The sequence below is a fragment of the Hyphomonas sp. GM-8P genome (assembly GCF_003263315.1).
Lineage (GTDB): Bacteria > Pseudomonadota > Alphaproteobacteria > Caulobacterales > Hyphomonadaceae > Hyphomonas.
In genome coordinates this window covers 81,914-99,023 of sequence record NZ_AWFE01000056.1, presented here as the reverse complement: position 1 = coordinate 99,023, position 17,110 = coordinate 81,914, and the positions used below count along the sequence as shown (strand labels likewise).

Annotated in this window: 22 protein-coding genes and 1 pseudogene; 16 read left to right on the top strand and 7 right to left on the bottom strand. The window is 60.5% G+C overall.

The genetic code is table 11. The features are described from left to right. Positions 1 to 53: 53 nt before the first annotated feature. Together HY26_RS04690 and hpf are read right to left on the bottom strand one after the other, a co-directional pair. Positions 54 to 524 carry a PTS sugar transporter subunit IIA gene (locus HY26_RS04690; protein ID WP_034761436.1) on the bottom strand — a complete coding sequence of 157 codons (471 nt, stop codon included), beginning with the start codon at positions 522 to 524 and terminating at the stop codon, positions 54 to 56. 23 nt (positions 525 to 547) lie between these two features. Next, positions 548 to 1,141 carry a ribosome hibernation-promoting factor, HPF/YfiA family gene (gene hpf, locus HY26_RS04685; RefSeq protein ID WP_034761439.1) on the bottom strand — a complete coding sequence of 198 codons (594 nt, stop codon included), beginning with the start codon at positions 1,139 to 1,141 and terminating at the stop codon, positions 548 to 550. 247 nt (positions 1,142 to 1,388) lie between these two features. On the opposite strand from hpf, the gene HY26_RS04680 reads away from it, so the two are divergent. From HY26_RS04680 to HY26_RS04670, 4 genes and pseudogenes are all read left to right on the top strand, one after another. After that, on the top strand, positions 1,389 to 1,808 hold the full coding sequence (locus HY26_RS04680) for a PAS domain S-box protein (RefSeq protein ID WP_112073042.1): 420 nt from the start codon (positions 1,389 to 1,391) through the stop codon (positions 1,806 to 1,808). Between the two features lie 18 nt (positions 1,809 to 1,826). After that, a pseudogene (locus HY26_RS19350) lies at positions 1,827 to 2,564 on the top strand (PAS domain-containing protein); the annotation flags it as partial. After that, positions 2,562 to 5,102 (top strand): PAS domain S-box protein, encoded by a 2,541-nt coding sequence (locus HY26_RS19345; RefSeq protein ID WP_370453436.1) that lies wholly within the window; start codon positions 2,562 to 2,564, stop codon positions 5,100 to 5,102. The pseudogene HY26_RS19350 and the gene HY26_RS19345, both read left to right, overlap by 3 nt. After that, the gene (locus HY26_RS04670) at positions 5,099 to 5,458 is read left to right on the top strand and encodes a response regulator (protein ID WP_034761443.1); all 360 of its coding nucleotides are present in this window, start codon (positions 5,099 to 5,101) and stop codon (positions 5,456 to 5,458) included. The genes HY26_RS19345 and HY26_RS04670 overlap by 4 nt, the downstream gene beginning before the upstream one ends. Positions 5,459 to 5,461: 3 nt before the next feature. Here the strand turns inward: HY26_RS04670 and pspF are convergent, their stop codons facing one another. After that, on the bottom strand, positions 5,462 to 6,562 hold the full coding sequence (gene pspF / locus HY26_RS04665; RefSeq protein ID WP_112073040.1) for a phage shock protein operon transcriptional activator: 1,101 nt from the start codon (positions 6,560 to 6,562) through the stop codon (positions 5,462 to 5,464). Positions 6,563 to 6,770: 208 nt separating this feature from the next. Between pspF and HY26_RS19340 the strand changes: the two genes are divergently transcribed. From HY26_RS19340 to HY26_RS04645, 5 genes are all read left to right on the top strand, one after another. Beyond that, positions 6,771 to 6,902, top strand: a complete 132-nt coding sequence (locus HY26_RS19340) for a hypothetical protein (RefSeq protein ID WP_255342720.1) — start codon at positions 6,771 to 6,773, stop codon at positions 6,900 to 6,902. Positions 6,903 to 6,930: 28 nt separating this feature from the next. After that, entirely contained in the window at positions 6,931 to 7,611 is a 681-nt protein-coding gene (gene pspA, locus HY26_RS04660) for a phage shock protein PspA (RefSeq protein ID WP_034761444.1), read from the top strand. A 114-nt stretch (positions 7,612 to 7,725) separates the two neighbouring features. Continuing rightward, positions 7,726 to 7,983, top strand: coding sequence for an envelope stress response membrane protein PspB (gene pspB / locus HY26_RS04655; protein WP_034761446.1), 258 nt, complete (start codon positions 7,726 to 7,728; stop codon positions 7,981 to 7,983). An 11-nt stretch (positions 7,984 to 7,994) separates the two neighbouring features. Continuing rightward, a complete protein-coding gene (gene pspC, locus HY26_RS04650; protein WP_051599512.1) occupies positions 7,995 to 8,447 on the top strand; it encodes an envelope stress response membrane protein PspC in 453 nt (150 codons plus the stop codon). Positions 8,448 to 8,510: 63 nt separating this feature from the next. After that, the gene (locus HY26_RS04645) at positions 8,511 to 8,720 is read left to right on the top strand and encodes a hypothetical protein (RefSeq protein WP_034761447.1); all 210 of its coding nucleotides are present in this window, start codon (positions 8,511 to 8,513) and stop codon (positions 8,718 to 8,720) included. Here HY26_RS04645 and mnmD read toward each other — a convergent pair. Further along, positions 8,700 to 10,556 (bottom strand): tRNA (5-methylaminomethyl-2-thiouridine)(34)-methyltransferase MnmD, encoded by a 1,857-nt coding sequence (gene mnmD, locus HY26_RS04640; protein WP_112073039.1) that lies wholly within the window; start codon positions 10,554 to 10,556, stop codon positions 8,700 to 8,702. The two genes, HY26_RS04645 and mnmD, sit on opposite strands and share 21 nt — an antisense overlap. 146 nt (positions 10,557 to 10,702) lie before the next feature. Between mnmD and HY26_RS04635 the strand changes: the two genes are divergently transcribed. From HY26_RS04635 to HY26_RS04620, 4 genes are all read left to right on the top strand, one after another. Continuing rightward, entirely contained in the window at positions 10,703 to 10,879 is a 177-nt protein-coding gene (locus HY26_RS04635; RefSeq protein ID WP_065382698.1) for a CsbD family protein, read from the top strand. 102 nt (positions 10,880 to 10,981) lie between these two features. After that, positions 10,982 to 11,269, top strand: a complete 288-nt coding sequence (locus tag HY26_RS04630; protein ID WP_034761451.1) for a GNAT family N-acetyltransferase — start codon at positions 10,982 to 10,984, stop codon at positions 11,267 to 11,269. Next, entirely contained in the window at positions 11,266 to 11,541 is a 276-nt protein-coding gene (locus tag HY26_RS04625; RefSeq protein WP_034761454.1) for a GNAT family N-acetyltransferase, read from the top strand. Before HY26_RS04630 ends, HY26_RS04625 begins: the two co-directional genes overlap by 4 nt. Beyond that, positions 11,538 to 11,987, top strand: coding sequence for a YcgN family cysteine cluster protein (locus HY26_RS04620; RefSeq protein ID WP_034762356.1), 450 nt, complete (start codon positions 11,538 to 11,540; stop codon positions 11,985 to 11,987). The genes HY26_RS04625 and HY26_RS04620 overlap by 4 nt, the downstream gene beginning before the upstream one ends. Here HY26_RS04620 and HY26_RS04615 read toward each other — a convergent pair. Further along, positions 11,984 to 13,198, bottom strand: coding sequence for an acyltransferase family protein (locus tag HY26_RS04615; RefSeq protein ID WP_112073038.1), 1,215 nt, complete (start codon positions 13,196 to 13,198; stop codon positions 11,984 to 11,986). The genes HY26_RS04620 and HY26_RS04615 overlap by 4 nt on opposite strands. A 78-nt stretch (positions 13,199 to 13,276) precedes the next feature. On the opposite strand from HY26_RS04615, the gene HY26_RS04610 reads away from it, so the two are divergent. Both HY26_RS04610 and HY26_RS04605 read left to right on the top strand, forming a co-directional pair. Continuing rightward, positions 13,277 to 14,176 carry a tyrosine recombinase XerC gene (locus HY26_RS04610; RefSeq protein ID WP_112073037.1) on the top strand — a complete coding sequence of 300 codons (900 nt, stop codon included), beginning with the start codon at positions 13,277 to 13,279 and terminating at the stop codon, positions 14,174 to 14,176. Positions 14,177 to 14,270: 94 nt separating this feature from the next. Continuing rightward, positions 14,271 to 14,795 (top strand): rhodanese-like domain-containing protein, encoded by a 525-nt coding sequence (locus tag HY26_RS04605; RefSeq protein ID WP_158531420.1) that lies wholly within the window; start codon positions 14,271 to 14,273, stop codon positions 14,793 to 14,795. 12 nt (positions 14,796 to 14,807) lie between these two features. On the opposite strand, the gene HY26_RS04600 is transcribed toward HY26_RS04605, so the two are convergent. Continuing rightward, positions 14,808 to 15,746 (bottom strand): nitronate monooxygenase family protein, encoded by a 939-nt coding sequence (locus HY26_RS04600; protein WP_112073035.1) that lies wholly within the window; start codon positions 15,744 to 15,746, stop codon positions 14,808 to 14,810. A 93-nt stretch (positions 15,747 to 15,839) separates the two neighbouring features. Here HY26_RS04600 and HY26_RS04595 point away from each other — a divergent pair, with 93 nt between their 5' ends. Further along, the gene (locus tag HY26_RS04595; protein ID WP_034761462.1) at positions 15,840 to 16,292 is read left to right on the top strand and encodes a GNAT family N-acetyltransferase; all 453 of its coding nucleotides are present in this window, start codon (positions 15,840 to 15,842) and stop codon (positions 16,290 to 16,292) included. Here the strand turns inward: HY26_RS04595 and HY26_RS04590 are convergent. Further along, the gene (locus HY26_RS04590) at positions 16,289 to 17,080 is read right to left on the bottom strand and encodes a DUF2189 domain-containing protein (protein ID WP_112073034.1); all 792 of its coding nucleotides are present in this window, start codon (positions 17,078 to 17,080) and stop codon (positions 16,289 to 16,291) included. The two genes, HY26_RS04595 and HY26_RS04590, sit on opposite strands and share 4 nt — an antisense overlap. Between the last annotated feature and the right edge of the window lie 30 nt (positions 17,081 to 17,110).

Here is a 17,110-nt window from a genome sequence, read left to right as displayed (position 1 = left end):
AAAAAACCCCGCCGATTGGACCGGCGGGTTTCTGGTTCAGGTGCCTGGCCGGGTCAGACCGAAGGCTCGGCGGCTTCCCGGCAGACCACAGCGCGCACGTCTTCTTCGGTGTGCGCAGCGCGCAAGGCGTCGCGTACGGCGCCCTGGCGGAAGACGCGGGAGACCTGGGCCAGGGCGCGGAGGTGGTCCGCACCAGCTGATTTGGGCGCCAGCAGCATGAAGATCAGGTCGCAGGGTCGCTCGTCGATGGCCTCGAAATCAACGCCATGGTCAAGCCGCAGGAAACCGCCCACCGGCTTCTCGAGGCCCTCAATGCGCGCATGCGGGATGGCAACGCCCTCCCCAACGCCGGTTGAGCCCAGCCGTTCGCGTTCCATCACGGCGTCCTCGATCTGGCGTGCGCCAAGGCCGGTCGCCTCGGCCAGGCCTTCTGCCAGAGCGTGTATCGCCTGTTTGCGGCTCGTCGCGTCAAACGACGGCAGGATAACCCCGCCTTCAAGCAGGGAACTCAGATCGGTCGCCATGTAACTCGCTTCCGTTGGCCGCCTCAGTTTCTGGAGGCGTCTGCTGGATCCACCCAACCAATGTGCCCGTCCGGGCGGCGGTACACCATATTCAGGCGTCCATGGCCAGCATTTCTGAACATGAGTGCCGGAACTTCCTGCAGTTCCAGCTGCATTACTGCCTCGGAAACGCTCATTGTCCGAATGTGAACAGCGGTTTCGGCGACGGTCAGCGGGGCGTCGTCAGAAGCCTCCGGGAGCTCTTCATCCGTTTCGGCATCGTATGCATTTACCTGGATAACAGACTCCGCCGCCGGTTCGACGGGCATGGTGGTGTTGCCTGCATGATGGTCTTTCAGGCGGCGCTTGTAGCGGCGCACGCGCTTTTCCATCTTGTCCAGGCTGTCTTCCAGCGCCGCATAGGGGTCGCCCGCCTTGCCGGTCGATTGCAGAATGATGCCCGAGGGCAGGTGGACGTTGCAGTCCACTTCCACGAACGGGCCCTGCTGGGATACGAAAACGCGGGCATCGCCAGTTCGATTGAAATACTTACTGACCGCCGCCTCCAGCCCCGTTTCGATCCGGCCCCGAAGAGCTTCACCGAGATCCATATGCTTGCCAGTAATCTGTATCTGCACGAGCGGTCTCCTTCTTTATGGCTCGCCATTATGGCGCAGAAAATCGCACGACGCGACTCCTACTGAAGAGATGGGCGAGACTTGGGCGGGCAAAAAGAGGGTGCGGCGTTACAAACCGTCAATTCGCGTCTCAGGTGTGCATGCCCCGGAAAATTTCCCGATTTGACAGGTGCGCCGGGACATCTCACCATTTAACCAATGACTCATTCGTGGCGGGCTAAGCAATTCGAATAAAGTGTGATCGTTCATGAACAGGTCCACCGCCCAGCGGATCGATGACTCGTCCCTTCCTCCTCTCGATGAAGAAGGAATGACGAACCCGTTGGCATATGGCGCGGTCGGCATTGCCCACATCGATTCTGACGGCACGATCCTGCGGTGCAATCTGCGTTTCGCCGAAATGCTGGGTTACAAGCCGGAAGAACTCGCCGGCATGCACACCGATGCCGTCACCGATGCCGATGATCTCGAGCTGCAGATCATGCTGTTCCGGGAGATGCTCGCTGGGAAGCGGCGCTCCTTCCAGATGAACAAGCGCTATGTCCACAAGGATGGCAGCATCGTCTGGGCAATCCTCACTGTGGGCTGTGCGCGTGACGCGGATGGCCGGGTTGAGCATTTTGTCGCGATCATCAGCGACGTCACGGAGAAGCATAATGCGTCCTAGGCGCTCGCCGAGAGCGAAGCGCGTTTCCGTGCGACATTTGAAAATGCAGCCGTCGGGATGGCGCTCGTCGGGACGGATGGGTCCTGGCTGAGAGTGAACCAGCGGGTTTGCGACATTGTCGGGTACAAACCCCATGAGTTGATGAAGCTCACCTTCCAGGACATTACCCATCCGGACGATCTCAATATCGATCTCGGCCTCCTGCAGGAGACCATCGACGGCAAGCGCGATACCTATTCTATGGACAAGCGCTACTTCCACAAGGATGGCAGCCTGGTCTGGGCAAAGCTCACCGTGGGCTGTGTCCGTAATGAAGCCGGGGAAGTCGACTATTTCATCTCGGTGATCGAGGACATCACCAGCGAGAAACGCAAGGATGACGCACTTCATCAGAGTGAAGAGCGTTTCCGCGCCACATTCGAGAATGCCGCCATCGGGATGGCCCAGGTTGCTCCGGATGGAACCTGGATACATGTAAACCGTAAAGTCTGCGAAATCCTCGGCTATTCGGAAGCTGAGCTGATGCAGTGCAATTTTCAGTCTCTGACCTATCCGGAAGACCTTCCACTGGGCGTCAGTCAGATGCAGGAAATGTTCGCCGGCAAGCGCAGCTCGATGCAGATTGAGAAGCGTTATGTCCACAAGGATGGCAGCATTGTCTGGGCCAACCTTACCGTCGCCTGTGTGCGCAACAAGGCGGGCAGTGTCGATTACATGATCTCGGTGATCGAGGACATCACCGAGAAAAAGCAAATGCGCCAGGAACTGACGGCAAGCGAAGCGCGCTTTGGGGCGGTTCAGCAAACCATGCCGGACGGTTTCATGATTTTCAAAAGCGTCCGGAACGAAAGCGGTCAGATCGAGGATTTTGCGTGTGAATATGGAAACCCTGCTTCCAGCGAGCTTCTGTCGATAGACCCCAAAGACATGCCCGGTCACCGGATGTTGGTGCGGAATCCCTTGAACATCGATGTCGGATTGTTCGACATCTACTGCAGTGTCGTGAATACGGGGCGAACGGCACAGGGTGAGCTCAAGTTTCCATTCATGGACGGCACCTCCAAATGGTTCCGCTATTCGATCGTGAAAGTCGATGACGGGTTTGCGGTCACGTTTTCGGATGTCAGCACGGAGAAGAAGTCAGAAGCGGAGCTGCGGAAAAGCGAGGCGCGTTTCAGAGCGGTCCAGCAGACCATGCCGGACGGCTTCATGATTTTCAGCAGTATCCGGAACGAAGACGGGGCGATCGAAGACTTTTATTGTGAATACGGGAATCCGGCGGCCCAGAAAATCCTGTCCATCGAACCTGAAGAAATCCCTGGCTACAAGATGCTCGAGCGGGATGCCAACAGCGTACAGCTTGGTCTGTTCGACTTGTATCGCGATGTGGTGGAAACAGGGGAGACAGCTCAGGGAGAGTTGAAAATCCCGTTCCGGAGCGGCGCTATACGCTGGTTCCGCTATTCGATTGTCAAAGTCGAGGATGGATTCGCGGTCGCATTTTCTGATGTCAGCGATGCCAAGGAAGCCGAGATCCGGCTTCGCGAAAGCGAGGAACGCTTCCGGGCGGCCCAGCAGACGACGCCTGACGGCTTCGTGATGTTCCGATGTGTTTACGACGATCAGAACAATATCGCTGATTTCGTTTGTGTGTATGAAAATCCTGCGGCGGCGGCGATCATCAATCTTGCCGGTCAGAAACTTGTCGGGCGGACCATGCTGACCGGTGCGCCGCCGGATATGCGGCGTCCTCTGTTCGATGCTTACGCCAGTCTGGTGGAGACAGGCGAGCCATTGGATACGGAAATGTTCTTCCCGATTACCAATGATGGTCTCTGGCTCCGGATAGCTGCAGTCAGGATCGAGAATGGCGTCGCCGTAACCTACTCTGACATTACGGACCGCAAGAATGCAGAACTGAAACTGAGGGAAAGCGAAGCTCGTCTCCGCGCGTTCCACCAAACGACGCCGGATGGCTTTGTAATTTTCAGCAGCATTCGGGATGCTTCCGGCAGGATAACGGATTTCCAGTTTGTCTATGCCAACCCAGCGGCTGTGCGCTTGTCCGGTCTGGAATTGGAAGATCTTTCGAAATTGACCATGTTGAAGGGGGCGCCTCGACTGAAAAATATAGGTGCGTTCAGACACTTTATCGATGTTGTTGAGGGGGGCGAAGCCTGGCGCGGAGAATTCTTCTATCCGTTTGAACGTACCAGTGGCGTCTGGTACAGTGTCACTGCGGCCAAGGTCGATGATGGTGTCGCCATATCGTATACGGATATTTCAAAGCAGAAGGAGTCCGAAGCCAAGCTGCGGGAGCAAGAGGCGCGCGCCCGCGCCATCCTGAACAGCCTGATCTCTTTTGTCACGCTGCTGACACCGGATGGCATCATCCTCGACGTCAACGCCGCGGCGCTGGCCACCGCGAACCTCGACGCGTCTGATGTTGTCGGGAAACATTTCTGGGATACCTATTGGTGGTCCCATGATGCCGATGCCCGCGAGGAGCTGCGCCGGTGTGTCCTGAGGGCGGCCAAGGGAGAGCGCGTTCTTCATGACACCACTGTTCGGGTTTTGGGGGATGAGCGTATTGCAGTCGCAAACCTGCTCGCACCAGTCGTGGATGAAGTTGGCGTCGTGACAAATGTTGTTGCCTCCGGATTCGATATTTCCGACCGCAAGAAGGCCGAGCAGCATCGGGAGATGTTGGTGGGGGAACTCAGCCATCGGGTGAAAAACTCTCTGGCAACCGTTCAGACCATTGCCTCGCACTCGCTGCGTGAAGCGTCCGATCTGGACTCCTTCCGGGAGACGTTCGTCGGCCGGCTTATGGCGATTTCCAAATGCCATGACCTGCTGATCAGTTCGACGCGGAGCGACGCCGATATTTCCCAGCTCGTGCGTGATCAGGTGCTGCCGTATTCCCAGGGCGGCGTCGATCAGCAGGTGACGATGTCCGGGCCCCCATTGATGCTTGGGCCAGAAGCGGCGCACACATTCGGCCTCATCCTGCACGAACTGGCGACCAACGCGGCAAAGTATGGCGCTCTGTCGACAGACGAGGGGCGCCTCGATATCCGATGGCGGCGCGGCTCCGATCCGTCGATTGCAGACGCAGAGTTGACCTGGGTGGAGACGGGGGGGCCGCCTGTGGAGTCGCCGAAGCGCCGGGGTTTCGGCAGTGTGCTGATTGAGCAAAGCCTGTCTCATGCGCTCGGCGGGCAGGCGAAGATTGAATACCGCCCGGAAGGCCTTTGGGCCGAGTTCAGGTTCCGCAGGAGGGGGCAATCATGAGTTGTGATGAGGGTGTAATTCTCCTCGTTGAAGATGAGTTCCTGATTGCACTGGATGTGCAGATGCGCCTGCAGGAGGCGGGCTACAAGGTCCTCGATCCGGTTGCCAGTGTAGAAGATGCAATGGCCGCGCTGGACAAAACGCAGGTCTGCGCGGCGATCCTGGACATGAATATCAGCGGATCGACATCACTCCCTATTGCCCAGCGGCTGGAAAGCGAAGGCAAGCCTTTTATCTTCCTGTCAGGCAATGACACGTTCCACCTTCGGGAACGGTATCCACATCACATGGTGATGACCAAGCCGATCAATTACGAACAGCTGATCGGCGCGGTCAGGCAGATCTGCGGCGGCTGACGCTTACATTGCCGGGCGGGGGGTGCCGCTGAGGGGCGTGCCTTCCTCATCGTCTTTCGGTTTGCCGGGCTTTTTTCCGTAGTCGTGCTTTTTCAGGAGACCGCGGAACTGGTGATAGGTCAGACCCAGTGCATCGGCAGCCTGGCCCTGATGTCCCTTCGCCCAACTGAGCGCCTCATCGATCAACCGCATTTCAAAGGCTGCGACCTGCGCCTGGAAGTCGGCTGTGACCGATGGGTCGATCCTGCCGGGATCGCTCACCTGCAGGGAGGGGGATTTTGGCGCTGGAACCGGCTTTCCAGGTGATTTTTGTGGCCGCCAGGGGGATTCGAACGGATCCAGCGCTGCGGGGTCGAACACGACCGGCTCTCCCGGTGTCATGACCATGGAGCGATGGGTCAGCCGTTGGGCGAAGTTTCGCAACTCGCGCACATTGCCCGGCCAGTCATGCGCTTCGATCGCGGCAATGGCGGACGGCGCGAAGCCTGGAAAATCCTGACCCATTTCAATCGCCATCCGGCGGGCAAAGAAGTCCGCCAGCAGACTGGCATCGCCGCGCCGGGCGCGCAGCGGGGGCAGCGTAATCACGTCGAAGGCCAGGCGGTCGAGCAGGTCAGACCGGAACTCGCCAGCCTCTGCCATGGCGGGCAGGTCGGCATTCGTGGCGGCAATGATGCGCACATTGGTTGTCAGCACGCGTGAGCCGCCAAGGCGCTGGAATTCGCCATACTCGACCACGCGCAGCAATTTTTCCTGCACCTGCTGGGACGCCGTGGCGATCTCATCGAGGAAGATCGTCCCGCCATCTGCGAGTTCGAACCGGCCCTTGCGCTGCTCGGTCGCGCCCGTGAACGCACCGCGCTCATGCCCGAACAATTCACTGTCGAGCAGCGTTTCCGAAAGGGCGGCGCAGTTCACCTTGATAAAGGGGCCTTCCCACCGCTTCGACAGGAAGTGAAGGCGTTCGCCGATCAGCTCCTTACCGGTGCCACGTTCTCCGATGATGAGAATTGGGCGCTCCAGCGGTGCAACGCGGGAGACATGCTCCTGCGCACTGAGCCAGGCCGGGGACTCCCCGATCAGCTGTGTATTCTGATCAATCATTTCGTCAAAATAGCCAAAAAGGAATAATTAATCGACTAAAAAATTAGTAGAAATCGCTAAAATGTATTGCGTGTTAAGGCCCGGAAAACTTTTTTATCTATTAAAAACAAGAAGTTACAAAATTAATTTTGGTCTGGCACGGTCCTTGAAATGTGGGAAGAGCTCAGAGCGACGGGCGTTGCTCGAAACCAGAAGGACGAAACAAAACATGGAAGACCGTTACACCCGCTCAGAAGCCCGATCGGACACAGGCCGTTTTGGCCGGTGGCTGTCGACCCGTTCCGCAGAGACCTGGATGTTCTTTGCCGCGGGCGTCTTCCTCGGCGGTTTCTTCTTCTAATCCTCCCCTGACACGAAAGGACACCACAATGGGTCTGTTCTCCCGCCTCGGTGACATCATCAACTCGAACATCAACTCGATGCTCGACAATGCCGAGAACCCCGAAAAAATCGCGCGCCTGATCATTCAGGAAATGGAAGACACGCTGGTCGAGGTCCGCACCGCGGCTGCCCGTGCCATGGCCGACAAGAAGGAAATGGAACGTGACGTCGCCCACTTCACCACCGTGCGTGACGACTGGGCCAACAAGGCCGAGCTCGCCATTGACAAGGGCCGTGAAGACCTTGCCCGCGGCGCCCTGATCGCCAAGCAGAAGGCCGAAGCCGAAATCGACCGCCGCAAGAACGCGATGGCCGCTGCCGAGGAAGCCTTCGAAAAGCGCCAGGACGACCTGGCGAAACTTCAGGCCAAGCTCGACGAAGCCAAGGCAAAGCATCGTGCCCTGATGATGCGCCGCGAAGCTGCCGAACAGCGGATCCGCATGCGCAGCCAGGTCTATGACGGCCGGGTCGACGAAGCGCTTGCCCGCTATGGCAATATCGAGCGCAAGGTCGACGAGATGGAAGCCTATGCCGACCAGATCCGCGGCTCGGAGCCGACGCTCGAAGCCCAGTTCGCTGCCCTTGAGCAGGACGAAAGCATCGAGAAGGAACTCGCCGCCCTGAAGGCGAAGCGTTCCAAGTCGTCCGCCAAGAAGTCGGAGGGCTGATCACATGCTGTTTTCGCTCGCCTGCCTCGCCGGCTTCCTGACGGTGGTTTGCACGCCTGGCCTGGTGGCCATGGAACTTGAAGACCGCCGCGCCAAGAAAAATGAGGCCGCCTGATGCCCGAAGAAGTATTCGCCATTGCCATCGTCAGCATCATTTTCATCGGCTTTCCCGCCGTCATGTTCCACTACATTACCCAGTGGCGGAAACAGAAAACCCTGATGCCGGACGATGAGCGGATGATGGAAGATCTCTGGCGCTCCGCCAAAGCGATGGAGCGCCGGATCGAAACGCTCGAACGCCTGCTCGAAGCAGGGGAGGCGGAGGAACACCGTTCGCCGCCCCGCCGCTCCCGCCCCACTTTTGACGACTGAGGAATAAATAGATGTCCCGCCACTCCCGCCCATACCGCGATGCCGTTCACGGCGAAGACCGGATTTATGGCTCCCCCAATCCCAAGCGCTTTTACCGCTCCCGCGAAGACAAGGTCATCGCCGGTGTTTGCGGCGGCCTTGCCGAACGCTTCGGCTGGGAACCTGTCCTGGTCCGCGTCCTGGCCGTGCTTGCCTTCTTCTTCGTGATGGGGCCGCTCGCCCTGATCGCGTACGTCACCATCTGGATGATCACGCCGCGCCGCCCTTTTGGTCTGGCGTCGGTCTCTCCTGATGAAGACGCTTTCTGGCGCAACGTTTCAGACCGGCCGCGCGTCACCTTTGGCAATCTCAAATACACCTTCATGGACATGGACGAACGTCTTCGGAATATCGAGCGCAAGGTCACCTCGGATGAGTGGCGCCTGCGCAAGGAATTCCGTGACCTCGAACAGGGCAATAACTGATCCGTACAAAAATAAATAACGGCGGAAATACTAACTGACAGACTCCGGTAAAGGAACGGAACAATGAGTAAGGGGACCTATCTGACCAGCAACTGGCTGATTTTCGCGATTACACTGATTGTCGTGGTGGCCATGGTCGGGTTTTCAATGATGCAAGGCCATATGGCCTTCGAAATGGCGGGGCTGGAATTGTCTTTCACCCCGCATGAAGATGGCGGCCTGCGCCTGGCGGTTATCCGCACGGCCGATGCGCTAGGTGCGACCTCGCTTTAACGCCCGCAGCAGCAGCCGCGTCGGGGCAATCGCTTCCAGTGCGGACCGGCTGGCCGGGGCAGGTGCGCCGCAGAGGCGGGCGGCGAGCACAGACCCGGCCCAAGGCCCCCAGGTGAACCCGCGGGCGCCAAAGCCTGACGAAATGAAAACACGTTCCAGTAAAGGGGCGTCCGCATCAGCCGGGCGCCCCTTCCGCATTCCGGCGAAGGTTTCGAGGAAGGCATCGTGATCGGGCACTGCGCCGATCAGTGGCAGGCGGTCCGAAGTGGTCGCCCGCAGGCTGGCGCGTGAGACGATATCTGCGTTTGCGGTATCCCGGATCCAATAGGGAGAGAGCGTTTCGACGCCTTTCAAATTCTCCTCACGCGCAGCATCTGACGTGAAGGGCAACGTATCCGGCGCAACCTTGTCGAAGGTCGCGCCCCAGAGCCGTTTCGGGCCGAGCGCAAGGGCATAGGTGCCGCTTGCCATGGCAAACGGCGGCACATCGGCAGGGCCTTCGGTGAAATCGACCTGGCCCATGCGCGCCTCAAGGCCCAGCCACGGCAGCATGCCGCCCACTGCCATGCCATTGGCGAGGATGATCGCATCGAACGCGGCGCCATTCACGGTCCGGGCCGCCAGATCGACCTCCGGTGCGGCGCCATAGTGTTGTTCAACGCCCTCGAGCAGGGAAGGGATGAGTTTTGCCGGCTCCACGATCAGGGCGCGCTTGTGGAGGACGCCGCCGCCGGAAAGCGCTTCCAAGTCTTCCAGCGGCAAGGGTGGGTCGGCCAGCAATTTTTCGAACCGGGCAGTTTCTGCGTCATCTTTCGGAACCTGCCGGACGTCCGTTTCCGTGACACCCGGCCGTCCGGCATACATGTGCCGCGCGGCGAGGTAGGCATCGACCAGCAGCCGGGCCTGCGCCGTGTCACCGGCATCGAGCCGGGGCATGACGAGGCCCATCGGATTGCCGCTGCCGCCGCTGGCCGGGCCGTCTTCGGGGTCAAAAATCACCGGGTCTGCTCCGAGTTGCGCCAGCGCATGGGCCGCGCTTGCCCCGGCGATGCCGGCGCCGAGAATGGCGACGCGGTTTGTGCGGGGCAGGGGACGGCTGAGGCCGTAAACATCGGGCTCTGGGCTGGGCGGCGTCGCAAGACGGGCTTCCAAGCGCTCTCTTTTGCGGCCATGACCGGGTGCTTTGGCCACGGAAAAGCCGGCCTCGGCCAACCCGCGGCGCACGGCGCCTGCGACCGTGAAAGTTGCGGCCGGTGTACCCGGTACGCTGCGTTCACTTATCCATTTGAACAGGTCTGGCGCCCACATCGCCTCATTCTTCGCCGGGCTGAACCCGTCGAGAAACCAGGCATCGGCATGGTAAATGCTGTCCGGCAAAGACTCAGAGATATCAGCGAGGTGGAGGGTAAGCGTCACGCCGTCTTCCGGCCAGATGAAGTGGCGGACGCCGCGTACAGGACCCGGCCAGACCGCAATCAGCCGCTCCGACAGGTCCGCCAGCTCCGGCCAGGCAGACAGGGCCCGTGCAGCGTCCTCGCGAGCCAGCGGGAAGCCCTCATAGCTGACAAAATGCAGGAATGCGGTCGGGGAGGGCCGGGTTTCGCGCCAGAGATCCCACGCTGCGAGGAAGTTCAGCCCGGTTCCGAAACCGGTTTCGGCGATTGTGAAAGTTTCCCGCCCGCTCCAGGCCTCTGGCAGACTGCAGCCGGCGAGGAAAACGGCGCGCGTTTCACCCAATCCGTCCCCGGCGGTGAAATAGACATCGCCGGCTGCCCGGGCGACCGGCGTACCGTCGTCCTTCCAGTCGATTTCGGGCTGAGTCAGCAGGCGGGTCATCGACCGCTGGCCTAGCCTCGCGCGCGCGCATTGAGAAGAGGGCGGCGCAGGTCTTTCCCGCTGTCTGAAAGAATCTCGGACCTTTTCCCGCCCTCGCACGTTGATTGAGTGACCGCACAAATGCGGCAGACGAAAGGAGACGCACAATGGATAAGGAACATGTGAAAAGCGCCACCAAGAAGGCTGAAGGTACGCTCAAGGAAGCTGCCGGTAAGGCCGTCGGCGACAAAAGCCTCGAAATGAAAGGCAAGATGGACAAGGCCGAAGGCGAAGTCCGCGATAAAGTCGGCGATGCGAAGGATGCCGTGAAAAAGGTTTCGTAAGCCAATCCGGTTTTCAGCAAGCCGTCCGGAGATCCCGGGCGGCTTTCGCTTGCGTGGAAGGTTTCCGCCGCCCAGATAGGGGAGGCAGAGCAGGAGACAGTCATGGAAGCCTTCGATATCCGGAAGGAAGACGGCAAAACCGGCGGGCGCTATGTCACTGTCGTGGACGGCCATGAAGCTGAAATGACCTATTCCAAGGCCGGCACGTCCCGCATCATCATCGACCATACGGGGGTGCCGAAAGCGCTTGGCGGGCGCGGTGTCGGCGTGGCACTGGTGCAGCGCGCGGTGGAAGACGCCCGGGCGGCGGGCCTGAAAATCATCCCCCTCTGCCCCTTTGCGAAGGCGCAGATCGAGAAACACAAGGAATGGCAGGACGTTCTGGCATGAGCGAGATCACCCACGACCAAAACATGATGCGCTACTCATTTTTCGAGAATGGCATCGAAGCCTATCTCACCTATGAGCGCCCCCGCGCCGGCCATGTGCACATCACGCACACGATCGTGCCTGGCCCGCTGGGCGGCCGGGGTCTCGGCAAGCGGCTCGTCGAGGCGGCCATGGCCGATATCATCGCCAGCGGCGAGACAGTCTCATCCAGCTGCTGGTTCGCCACGGCACTGATCGAGAAAACGCCGCAATGGTCGGCCGCGCAGGCATGAGCGAACCGTTCTGGAAACAGAAAACGCTGGATCAGATGTCACGCGAGGAGTGGGAATCGCTCTGCGACGGCTGCGCCAAATGCTGCCTGCTGAAACTGGAGGACGAGGACACAGGCGAGATCGCCTATACGAAGCTGCATTGCAGGCTGCTCGACGGGCAGGCCTGTGCCTGCATCGACTATGAGAATCGCAAGAAGATCGTCGAGGATTGCGTGATCCTGACCCCGCAGAATGTGGCCGAGATCAAATGGATGCCGCAGACCTGTGCCTACCGCCTCGTGCTGGAAGGCAAGGATTTGCCGGACTGGCACTACCTCGTCTGCGGGGACCGCAACCGTGTCCACACAACCGGCAATTCCGTCCGGGGCCGGACCGTGTCGGAAGACACGGTCTTTGACGAGGACCCGGAAGACTGGATTGTCGACTGGGAGGGCAACCCGCCCTAGCGCCCCATCGTCGGCAGCTGGCTGGACTTTGTATCGTGATGCAGGATCGGCCCGGTCAGGAACCGCACAATTTGCGGAGTGCTGTCATCAACAATCCAACGGTAGGTACGCGCCATCCAATGGTCTGATTTCAGGGCCTTCATGTCCCGGAACCGGGAGTAGCCATAAGACATCAGCAGGATGACGACCATCGAGACGAAGAACTGTGTGAAGGCAGGTCCTGGCGTGTCGCCCTTCAGCGCCACGATGTAGAGATAGGCATTGCCATAGGCGAAGGTGAACAGGCTGGTGCGGCCGAAGATCATCCAGATGGAGTCCCGGGCCGTCTTCGCAATGCTGCGGATTATGCCGAACACGTCGATAAACAGGACCGTCGCAGCCACACCCGTCAGCAGGTAAAGCGGGTGATTGGCATTACGCAGGAAGGTCCGGGTTTGCGGATCTGCCATGTTGTAGCCGGCAAACACCATCCAGCCGAGGCAAACCAGAGCCAGAGCCACATAGGCGGTGCGCACACGCCAGCCCGGGCCCGACAGAAGGGCTTCTTTTCCAGGGCGAGCCTGCATGACTTTGCCGATGACCATGCCGGCGACAACAAAGCCCAGTCCGTGGATCACCGAAGGGCCGGTGTGCGTGAACAGGTTACCGCCATAGACGAAGGACGAAATGCTTTCGGCGCCCGGGAAAGTGCCAATCGGTCCGAGTTGTGAGATGAAAGGGAAGGATGCGTGAATGACCGCGACCGTCAGGACAAGCGGCCAGAGGCCGATGCGGGCGCTGGTCCGTACCAGCAGCGGTGCCAGGAACAGCTGGGCGGCGTAGAAGCGCAGAATGTCGGTATAAGGGGTGTCGCCCATGAACAGGCTGCAGCGGACGAAGTAAGCCAGAGAATAACCGTTCGCCAGGCAGAAAACGGCGCAGGTAAAGGCGTAAAGGATCCAGCACTGAAGGGCGCGGGTCCACAGGCGCTGGGTCGTTTCCGTTTCAAGGCCGGAGGCGTATTTGCGGGTATAGACCAGCTGAAGCATCGTTCCGAACAGGCAGAAGAACACCGGTGCGGAGATGGAAAGGAAGATGCGGAGCGCATCGATTCCGGGAATACCGTGTCCAATCCGCGCTGCGGCCATCGCATGGCCCATCATCACGAAGAAGATTGCTACTGACCGGGCAAGGTCAATTCCGAGATAACGCATCGTTTCCGCCTCATTCATTAGATCGGGGAGGCAAAGCAAGTTCCGGACCAGCTGCAATGAAACGCATGGTTAAGCGGCCTCTGCAATGATTGCCGGATGGAAACGCTACCTGCCTTTGTCGATTATCTCGCCCATGAGCGCCGCATGGCGGCCAAGACGGTGGACGCCTACCGCTCTGATCTGGCGGAATTCTTCAATTTCCTGCGCCATCACATGGGAGAAGAGCCGACTCCGAAGCTGCTGGGGGAGCTGAAAGCGCGCGATATCCGTGCCCATATCGCCCAGCGCCGCCGCGACGGCCTGTCGGATGCTTCGGTGGCCCGGCTGCTCTCTTCCATCAAGGCGCTGTACCGCTGGCTGAACCGGGCGTTCGACATCGAGAATGCGGAAGTCGCCTATTTGCAGGGCCCCAAACGCCCGAAGCGCCTGCCGCGACCTGTCTCGGCTGAGGCGGCAAAAGACATGATCGACGAGGCGGCCGACGATCCGGATGTTGCGCCCTGGATCAATGCGCGCGATGCGGCCGTGCTGTCGCTGCTGTACGGAGCCGGCCTGCGTATCTCCGAGGCGCTCAGCCTGACCGGTGCGGACGTACCCGCGCCTGAACGCCTGCGCATCACAGGCAAGGGCGGCAAGGTGCGGATCGTACCGCTGATTCCGGCGGTGCGGCAGGCAATCGATGCCTATGCGGAGCAATGCCCCTATGCCCTGACGCGGACGCAACCCCTGTTCCGGGGCGCGAAAGGCGGCGCACTCAACCCGCGCCTGATCCAGGGCCTTGTGCAGCGTCTGCGCGGCCTGCTGGGCCTGCCGGACACGGCGACCCCGCACGCCTTGCGCCATGCCTTCGCCACGCATCTCCTCGCCGCTGGGGCAGACCTCCGCGCGATCCAGACGCTGCTTGGTCACGCATCCCTCTCGACCACACAGGTCTATACCGGTGTCGATGCCAGCCGCCTGCGCGAGGTGCATGCGGCAGCCCATCCGCGGGCCTGAAGCAATCCAAACTCCCCACAAGGGGCCTGTCATGCCCATTTTCCTGCCTCAATTGCGAGCGATGGTTCACAGAACAGGAACTGGGAGACACGTCATGGGCGTGAAGCGGAACACAGTCATCGGCCTCCTGACCATTGCGGCCTTCATTGGTTGCGGCCTTGCGGCGAATGCGCAGGAAAGAGACTCCTTCATCGATTATGACGGCTTCCTTGGCGTCTCCGAAGAAGTTGCGGCCTATCGCCAGCTGCACCTCGTCCCGCTCGTTGAGTTCAACGAGATGAAGGATGAACCGGACACGATCATCCTCGATTCGCGCAGCGCCGAAGCCTATGCGATGGGACATATCGAAGGCGCGATCAATGTGAATTTCTCCGACTTCACCGAAGAGAAACTCGCCGCCGTGATCCCGTCAAAGGACACACGCATCCTGATCTACTGCAACAACAATTTCGAAGACGATATCGCTCCCGTCATGCTGAAGAGTGCGCCGCTGGCCCTAAATGTGCCGACCTTCATCAATCTCTACGGCTATGGCTACAGGAACGTCTTTGAGCTGAAGGGTATGCATTCACTGGAGGATCCGGAGATCCACTGGGTCAGCGACCTGCAGGCCCCGTAGGCACTCGCCCCGTCAGCGGGGCAGGGCGTCTACGACGCGGTGGTATTCCGCAATCGTCTCCTCGAAGATCTGCGCGATGGGCTTCACCTCCTTGATGCGCCCGGCGACCTGACCGGTCAGGGCGATCCCTGCCTCAAGGTTCCCGCCGAAATACACGTCCTGCGTTCCCGCAAATTCCCCGAAAATATTCTCCACACCTTCCTTCTGGATGCGGCTCGTCCGTTCCGTGCGCAGCGCGCGCAGGGCCGGGCCGGGGCCCGAGCGGTTGAGGAACACCGTGTCGGTGGAATCGGCGTCCACAATCGCGTCCTTCCAGTTCTGGTGCACCGGGCTTTCAGCCGATGACAGGATGCGCGTGCCCATCAGCACGCCTTCGGCGCCGAGGCAGAAGGCTGCCGCCATCGTCCGCCCGTCCATGATGCCGCCGGCGGCGACCACCGGCACGTCTACCGCCTCGCAGACCTGCGGGATCAGCACCATGGAAGCGACATCCTTCGGATTCTTGAAGCCGCCGCCTTCGCCGCCTTCCACGATCAGCCCGTCCACGCCTGCCTCGATGGCGCGCATCGCGCCCTGCAGCGACGGCACGACGTGAAACACGGTCAGGCCGGCCTCTTTCAGCATGCCGGTATATTTCATCGGGTCGCCCGCAGACGTGGTGACGAACTTGATGCCCTGGTCGATCACGAACTGGACGATGTCCGGATCGCGGACAAAGGCCTGCGCAACGTTCACGCCGAACGGCTTTTCCGTCAGCGTTTTCATCTTCTTGATCTCTTCGCGCACGGCATCGAGATCCCCGGAGGAGGTTTCGATGATGCCCATGCCCCCGGCATTCGATACGGCGGAGGACAAATGCGACCGGGCAATCCAGCCCATGGCGGCCTGGATGATGGGTTTCTCGATGCCCAGCATTTCGGTGATGCGGGTGTGGACAGGCTTTGCGCTCATATTTGTTTCCTCCTCCAGGGCAGAGAAGGCGGGAACGGGCCGTCCGGCAAGCCCTCGCCTAGCGTCAGAACACAATTACGTTAGATTGGCCCCATGATTCTGCGCGAACCCAAACCCGATGAACTCGCCGCCCTGTCCGGTCTTTGCCTGCGGTCAAAGGCGCATTGGGGCTATTCCGGCGACATGCTGAAGGCCTTCGAAAGGGAGCTGACCGTCACGCCAGAAGACCTTGCCGAAGACGCCATCATGCTGGCCGAGGACAAGCGCGGCATCGCGGGCCTCGTGCAGCTCTCGAAACAGGGCGACGACGCCGTGCTGGAAAAGCTGTTCGTGGAACCCGACCGGCTGGGCGAGGGGACAGGCAAGCTGCTCTATGTCTGGGCCTGCCGCGTCGCGCGGGACAATGGCGCGAAGAACCTTCTGATCGACTCAGACCCCGACGCCGCCGCCTTCTACGAAGGCCTCGGCGCCGTCCGCAGCGGCACGGCGGAGTCCGCCTCCATCCCGGGCCGCCAATTGCCCCGCCTGGTGCACCCATTGGGTTAGCCGGCTGCGGCGAGATCCCCGGCGGAGGATGGGACAAGGTCCCGGTATGCCCGCCAGCTGGCGAGGCCGATCACCGGGAAAGTGACGATCAGGCCGACAAAGCCTGTCGCGATGCCCAATACAGTCAGTGCCACGATGATGATGCCCCAGAGCAGCATCGGCAGAAAATTCCTTGCTACCGAGCGCAGGCTGGTGAGCGTTGCGACGAACACGTTCGCCTCCGTGTTCAGCAGCATGGGCGCCGAAACCACGATCAGGGAGAAAGCGAGAAAGGCGATGACACCACCGATGATCGTGCCGGTCATTACCATGTTGTGGCCTTCCGGATCGAACAGCATGAAATCCACGAGTGCCGGCAGCGTCTTGTGGAACTTGTGCGTTGACAGCCCATAGACCAGGTGCGCCATCTCCACCCAGACCGAATAGACCAGGAACAGTGCGAAGCCGAGGACGAACAGGTCCTGCCGAAGGGCCGAGCGCACGAACAGGATATCGCCCATCCGCGGGCGTTCGCCGCGCTCCAGTGTCCGACCGGTCTGGTACAGACCCATGGCCAGGATGGGGGCCACCAGCATGAAGCCGGCCGCCACCACGAAAAGGAACCGGATTGCCCCGGCCTGGTAGAGCGCAGCTGTCAGGCCGACGCTCGCCGCGACAAGGATCGCCCCGTAGGTAAGACTCGGTCCCAAGGATTTCCGGAAATCCGACCATCCGCCAGCCAGCCACCGAAACGGTGCAGACAGGCCGACGGTATTGACGTCCGGCAGACCGGTTGCAGCCTGCGTCATGTTTTCCTCCCAAACCGCCATGTTGCCCGG

Coding starts and splice junctions, on each gene's coding strand:
- HY26_RS04645 (WP_034761447.1), top strand. CDS start 8,511: ATGAGTAAGGGGACCTATCTGACCAGCAACTGGCTGATTTTCGCGATT.
- HY26_RS19340 (WP_255342720.1), top strand. CDS start 6,771: ATGGAAGACCGTTACACCCGCTCAGAAGCCCGATCGGACACAGGCCGT.
- HY26_RS19345 (WP_370453436.1), top strand. CDS start 2,562: ATGCGCCAGGAACTGACGGCAAGCGAAGCGCGCTTTGGGGCGGTTCAG.
- HY26_RS04670 (WP_034761443.1), top strand. CDS start 5,099: ATGAGTTGTGATGAGGGTGTAATTCTCCTCGTTGAAGATGAGTTCCTG.
- HY26_RS04625 (WP_034761454.1), top strand. CDS start 11,266: ATGAGCGAGATCACCCACGACCAAAACATGATGCGCTACTCATTTTTC.
- pspF (WP_112073040.1), bottom strand. CDS start 6,562: ATGATTGATCAGAATACACAGCTGATCGGGGAGTCCCCGGCCTGGCTC.
- HY26_RS04600 (WP_112073035.1), bottom strand. CDS start 15,746: ATGAGCGCAAAGCCTGTCCACACCCGCATCACCGAAATGCTGGGCATC.
- HY26_RS04620 (WP_034762356.1), top strand. CDS start 11,538: ATGAGCGAACCGTTCTGGAAACAGAAAACGCTGGATCAGATGTCACGC.
- HY26_RS04605 (WP_158531420.1), top strand. CDS start 14,271: ATGGGCGTGAAGCGGAACACAGTCATCGGCCTCCTGACCATTGCGGCC.
- HY26_RS04680 (WP_112073042.1), top strand. CDS start 1,389: ATGAACAGGTCCACCGCCCAGCGGATCGATGACTCGTCCCTTCCTCCT.
- pspA (WP_034761444.1), top strand. CDS start 6,931: ATGGGTCTGTTCTCCCGCCTCGGTGACATCATCAACTCGAACATCAAC.
- HY26_RS04590 (WP_112073034.1), bottom strand. CDS start 17,080: ATGACGCAGGCTGCAACCGGTCTGCCGGACGTCAATACCGTCGGCCTG.
- mnmD (WP_112073039.1), bottom strand. CDS start 10,556: ATGACCCGCCTGCTGACTCAGCCCGAAATCGACTGGAAGGACGACGGT.
- HY26_RS04610 (WP_112073037.1), top strand. CDS start 13,277: ATGGAAACGCTACCTGCCTTTGTCGATTATCTCGCCCATGAGCGCCGC.
- HY26_RS04690 (WP_034761436.1), bottom strand. CDS start 524: ATGGCGACCGATCTGAGTTCCCTGCTTGAAGGCGGGGTTATCCTGCCG.
- HY26_RS04615 (WP_112073038.1), bottom strand. CDS start 13,198: ATGAATGAGGCGGAAACGATGCGTTATCTCGGAATTGACCTTGCCCGG.
- pspC (WP_051599512.1), top strand. CDS start 7,995: ATGTCCCGCCACTCCCGCCCATACCGCGATGCCGTTCACGGCGAAGAC.
- pspB (WP_034761446.1), top strand. CDS start 7,726: ATGCCCGAAGAAGTATTCGCCATTGCCATCGTCAGCATCATTTTCATC.
- HY26_RS04635 (WP_065382698.1), top strand. CDS start 10,703: ATGGATAAGGAACATGTGAAAAGCGCCACCAAGAAGGCTGAAGGTACG.
- HY26_RS04595 (WP_034761462.1), top strand. CDS start 15,840: ATGATTCTGCGCGAACCCAAACCCGATGAACTCGCCGCCCTGTCCGGT.
- HY26_RS04630 (WP_034761451.1), top strand. CDS start 10,982: ATGGAAGCCTTCGATATCCGGAAGGAAGACGGCAAAACCGGCGGGCGC.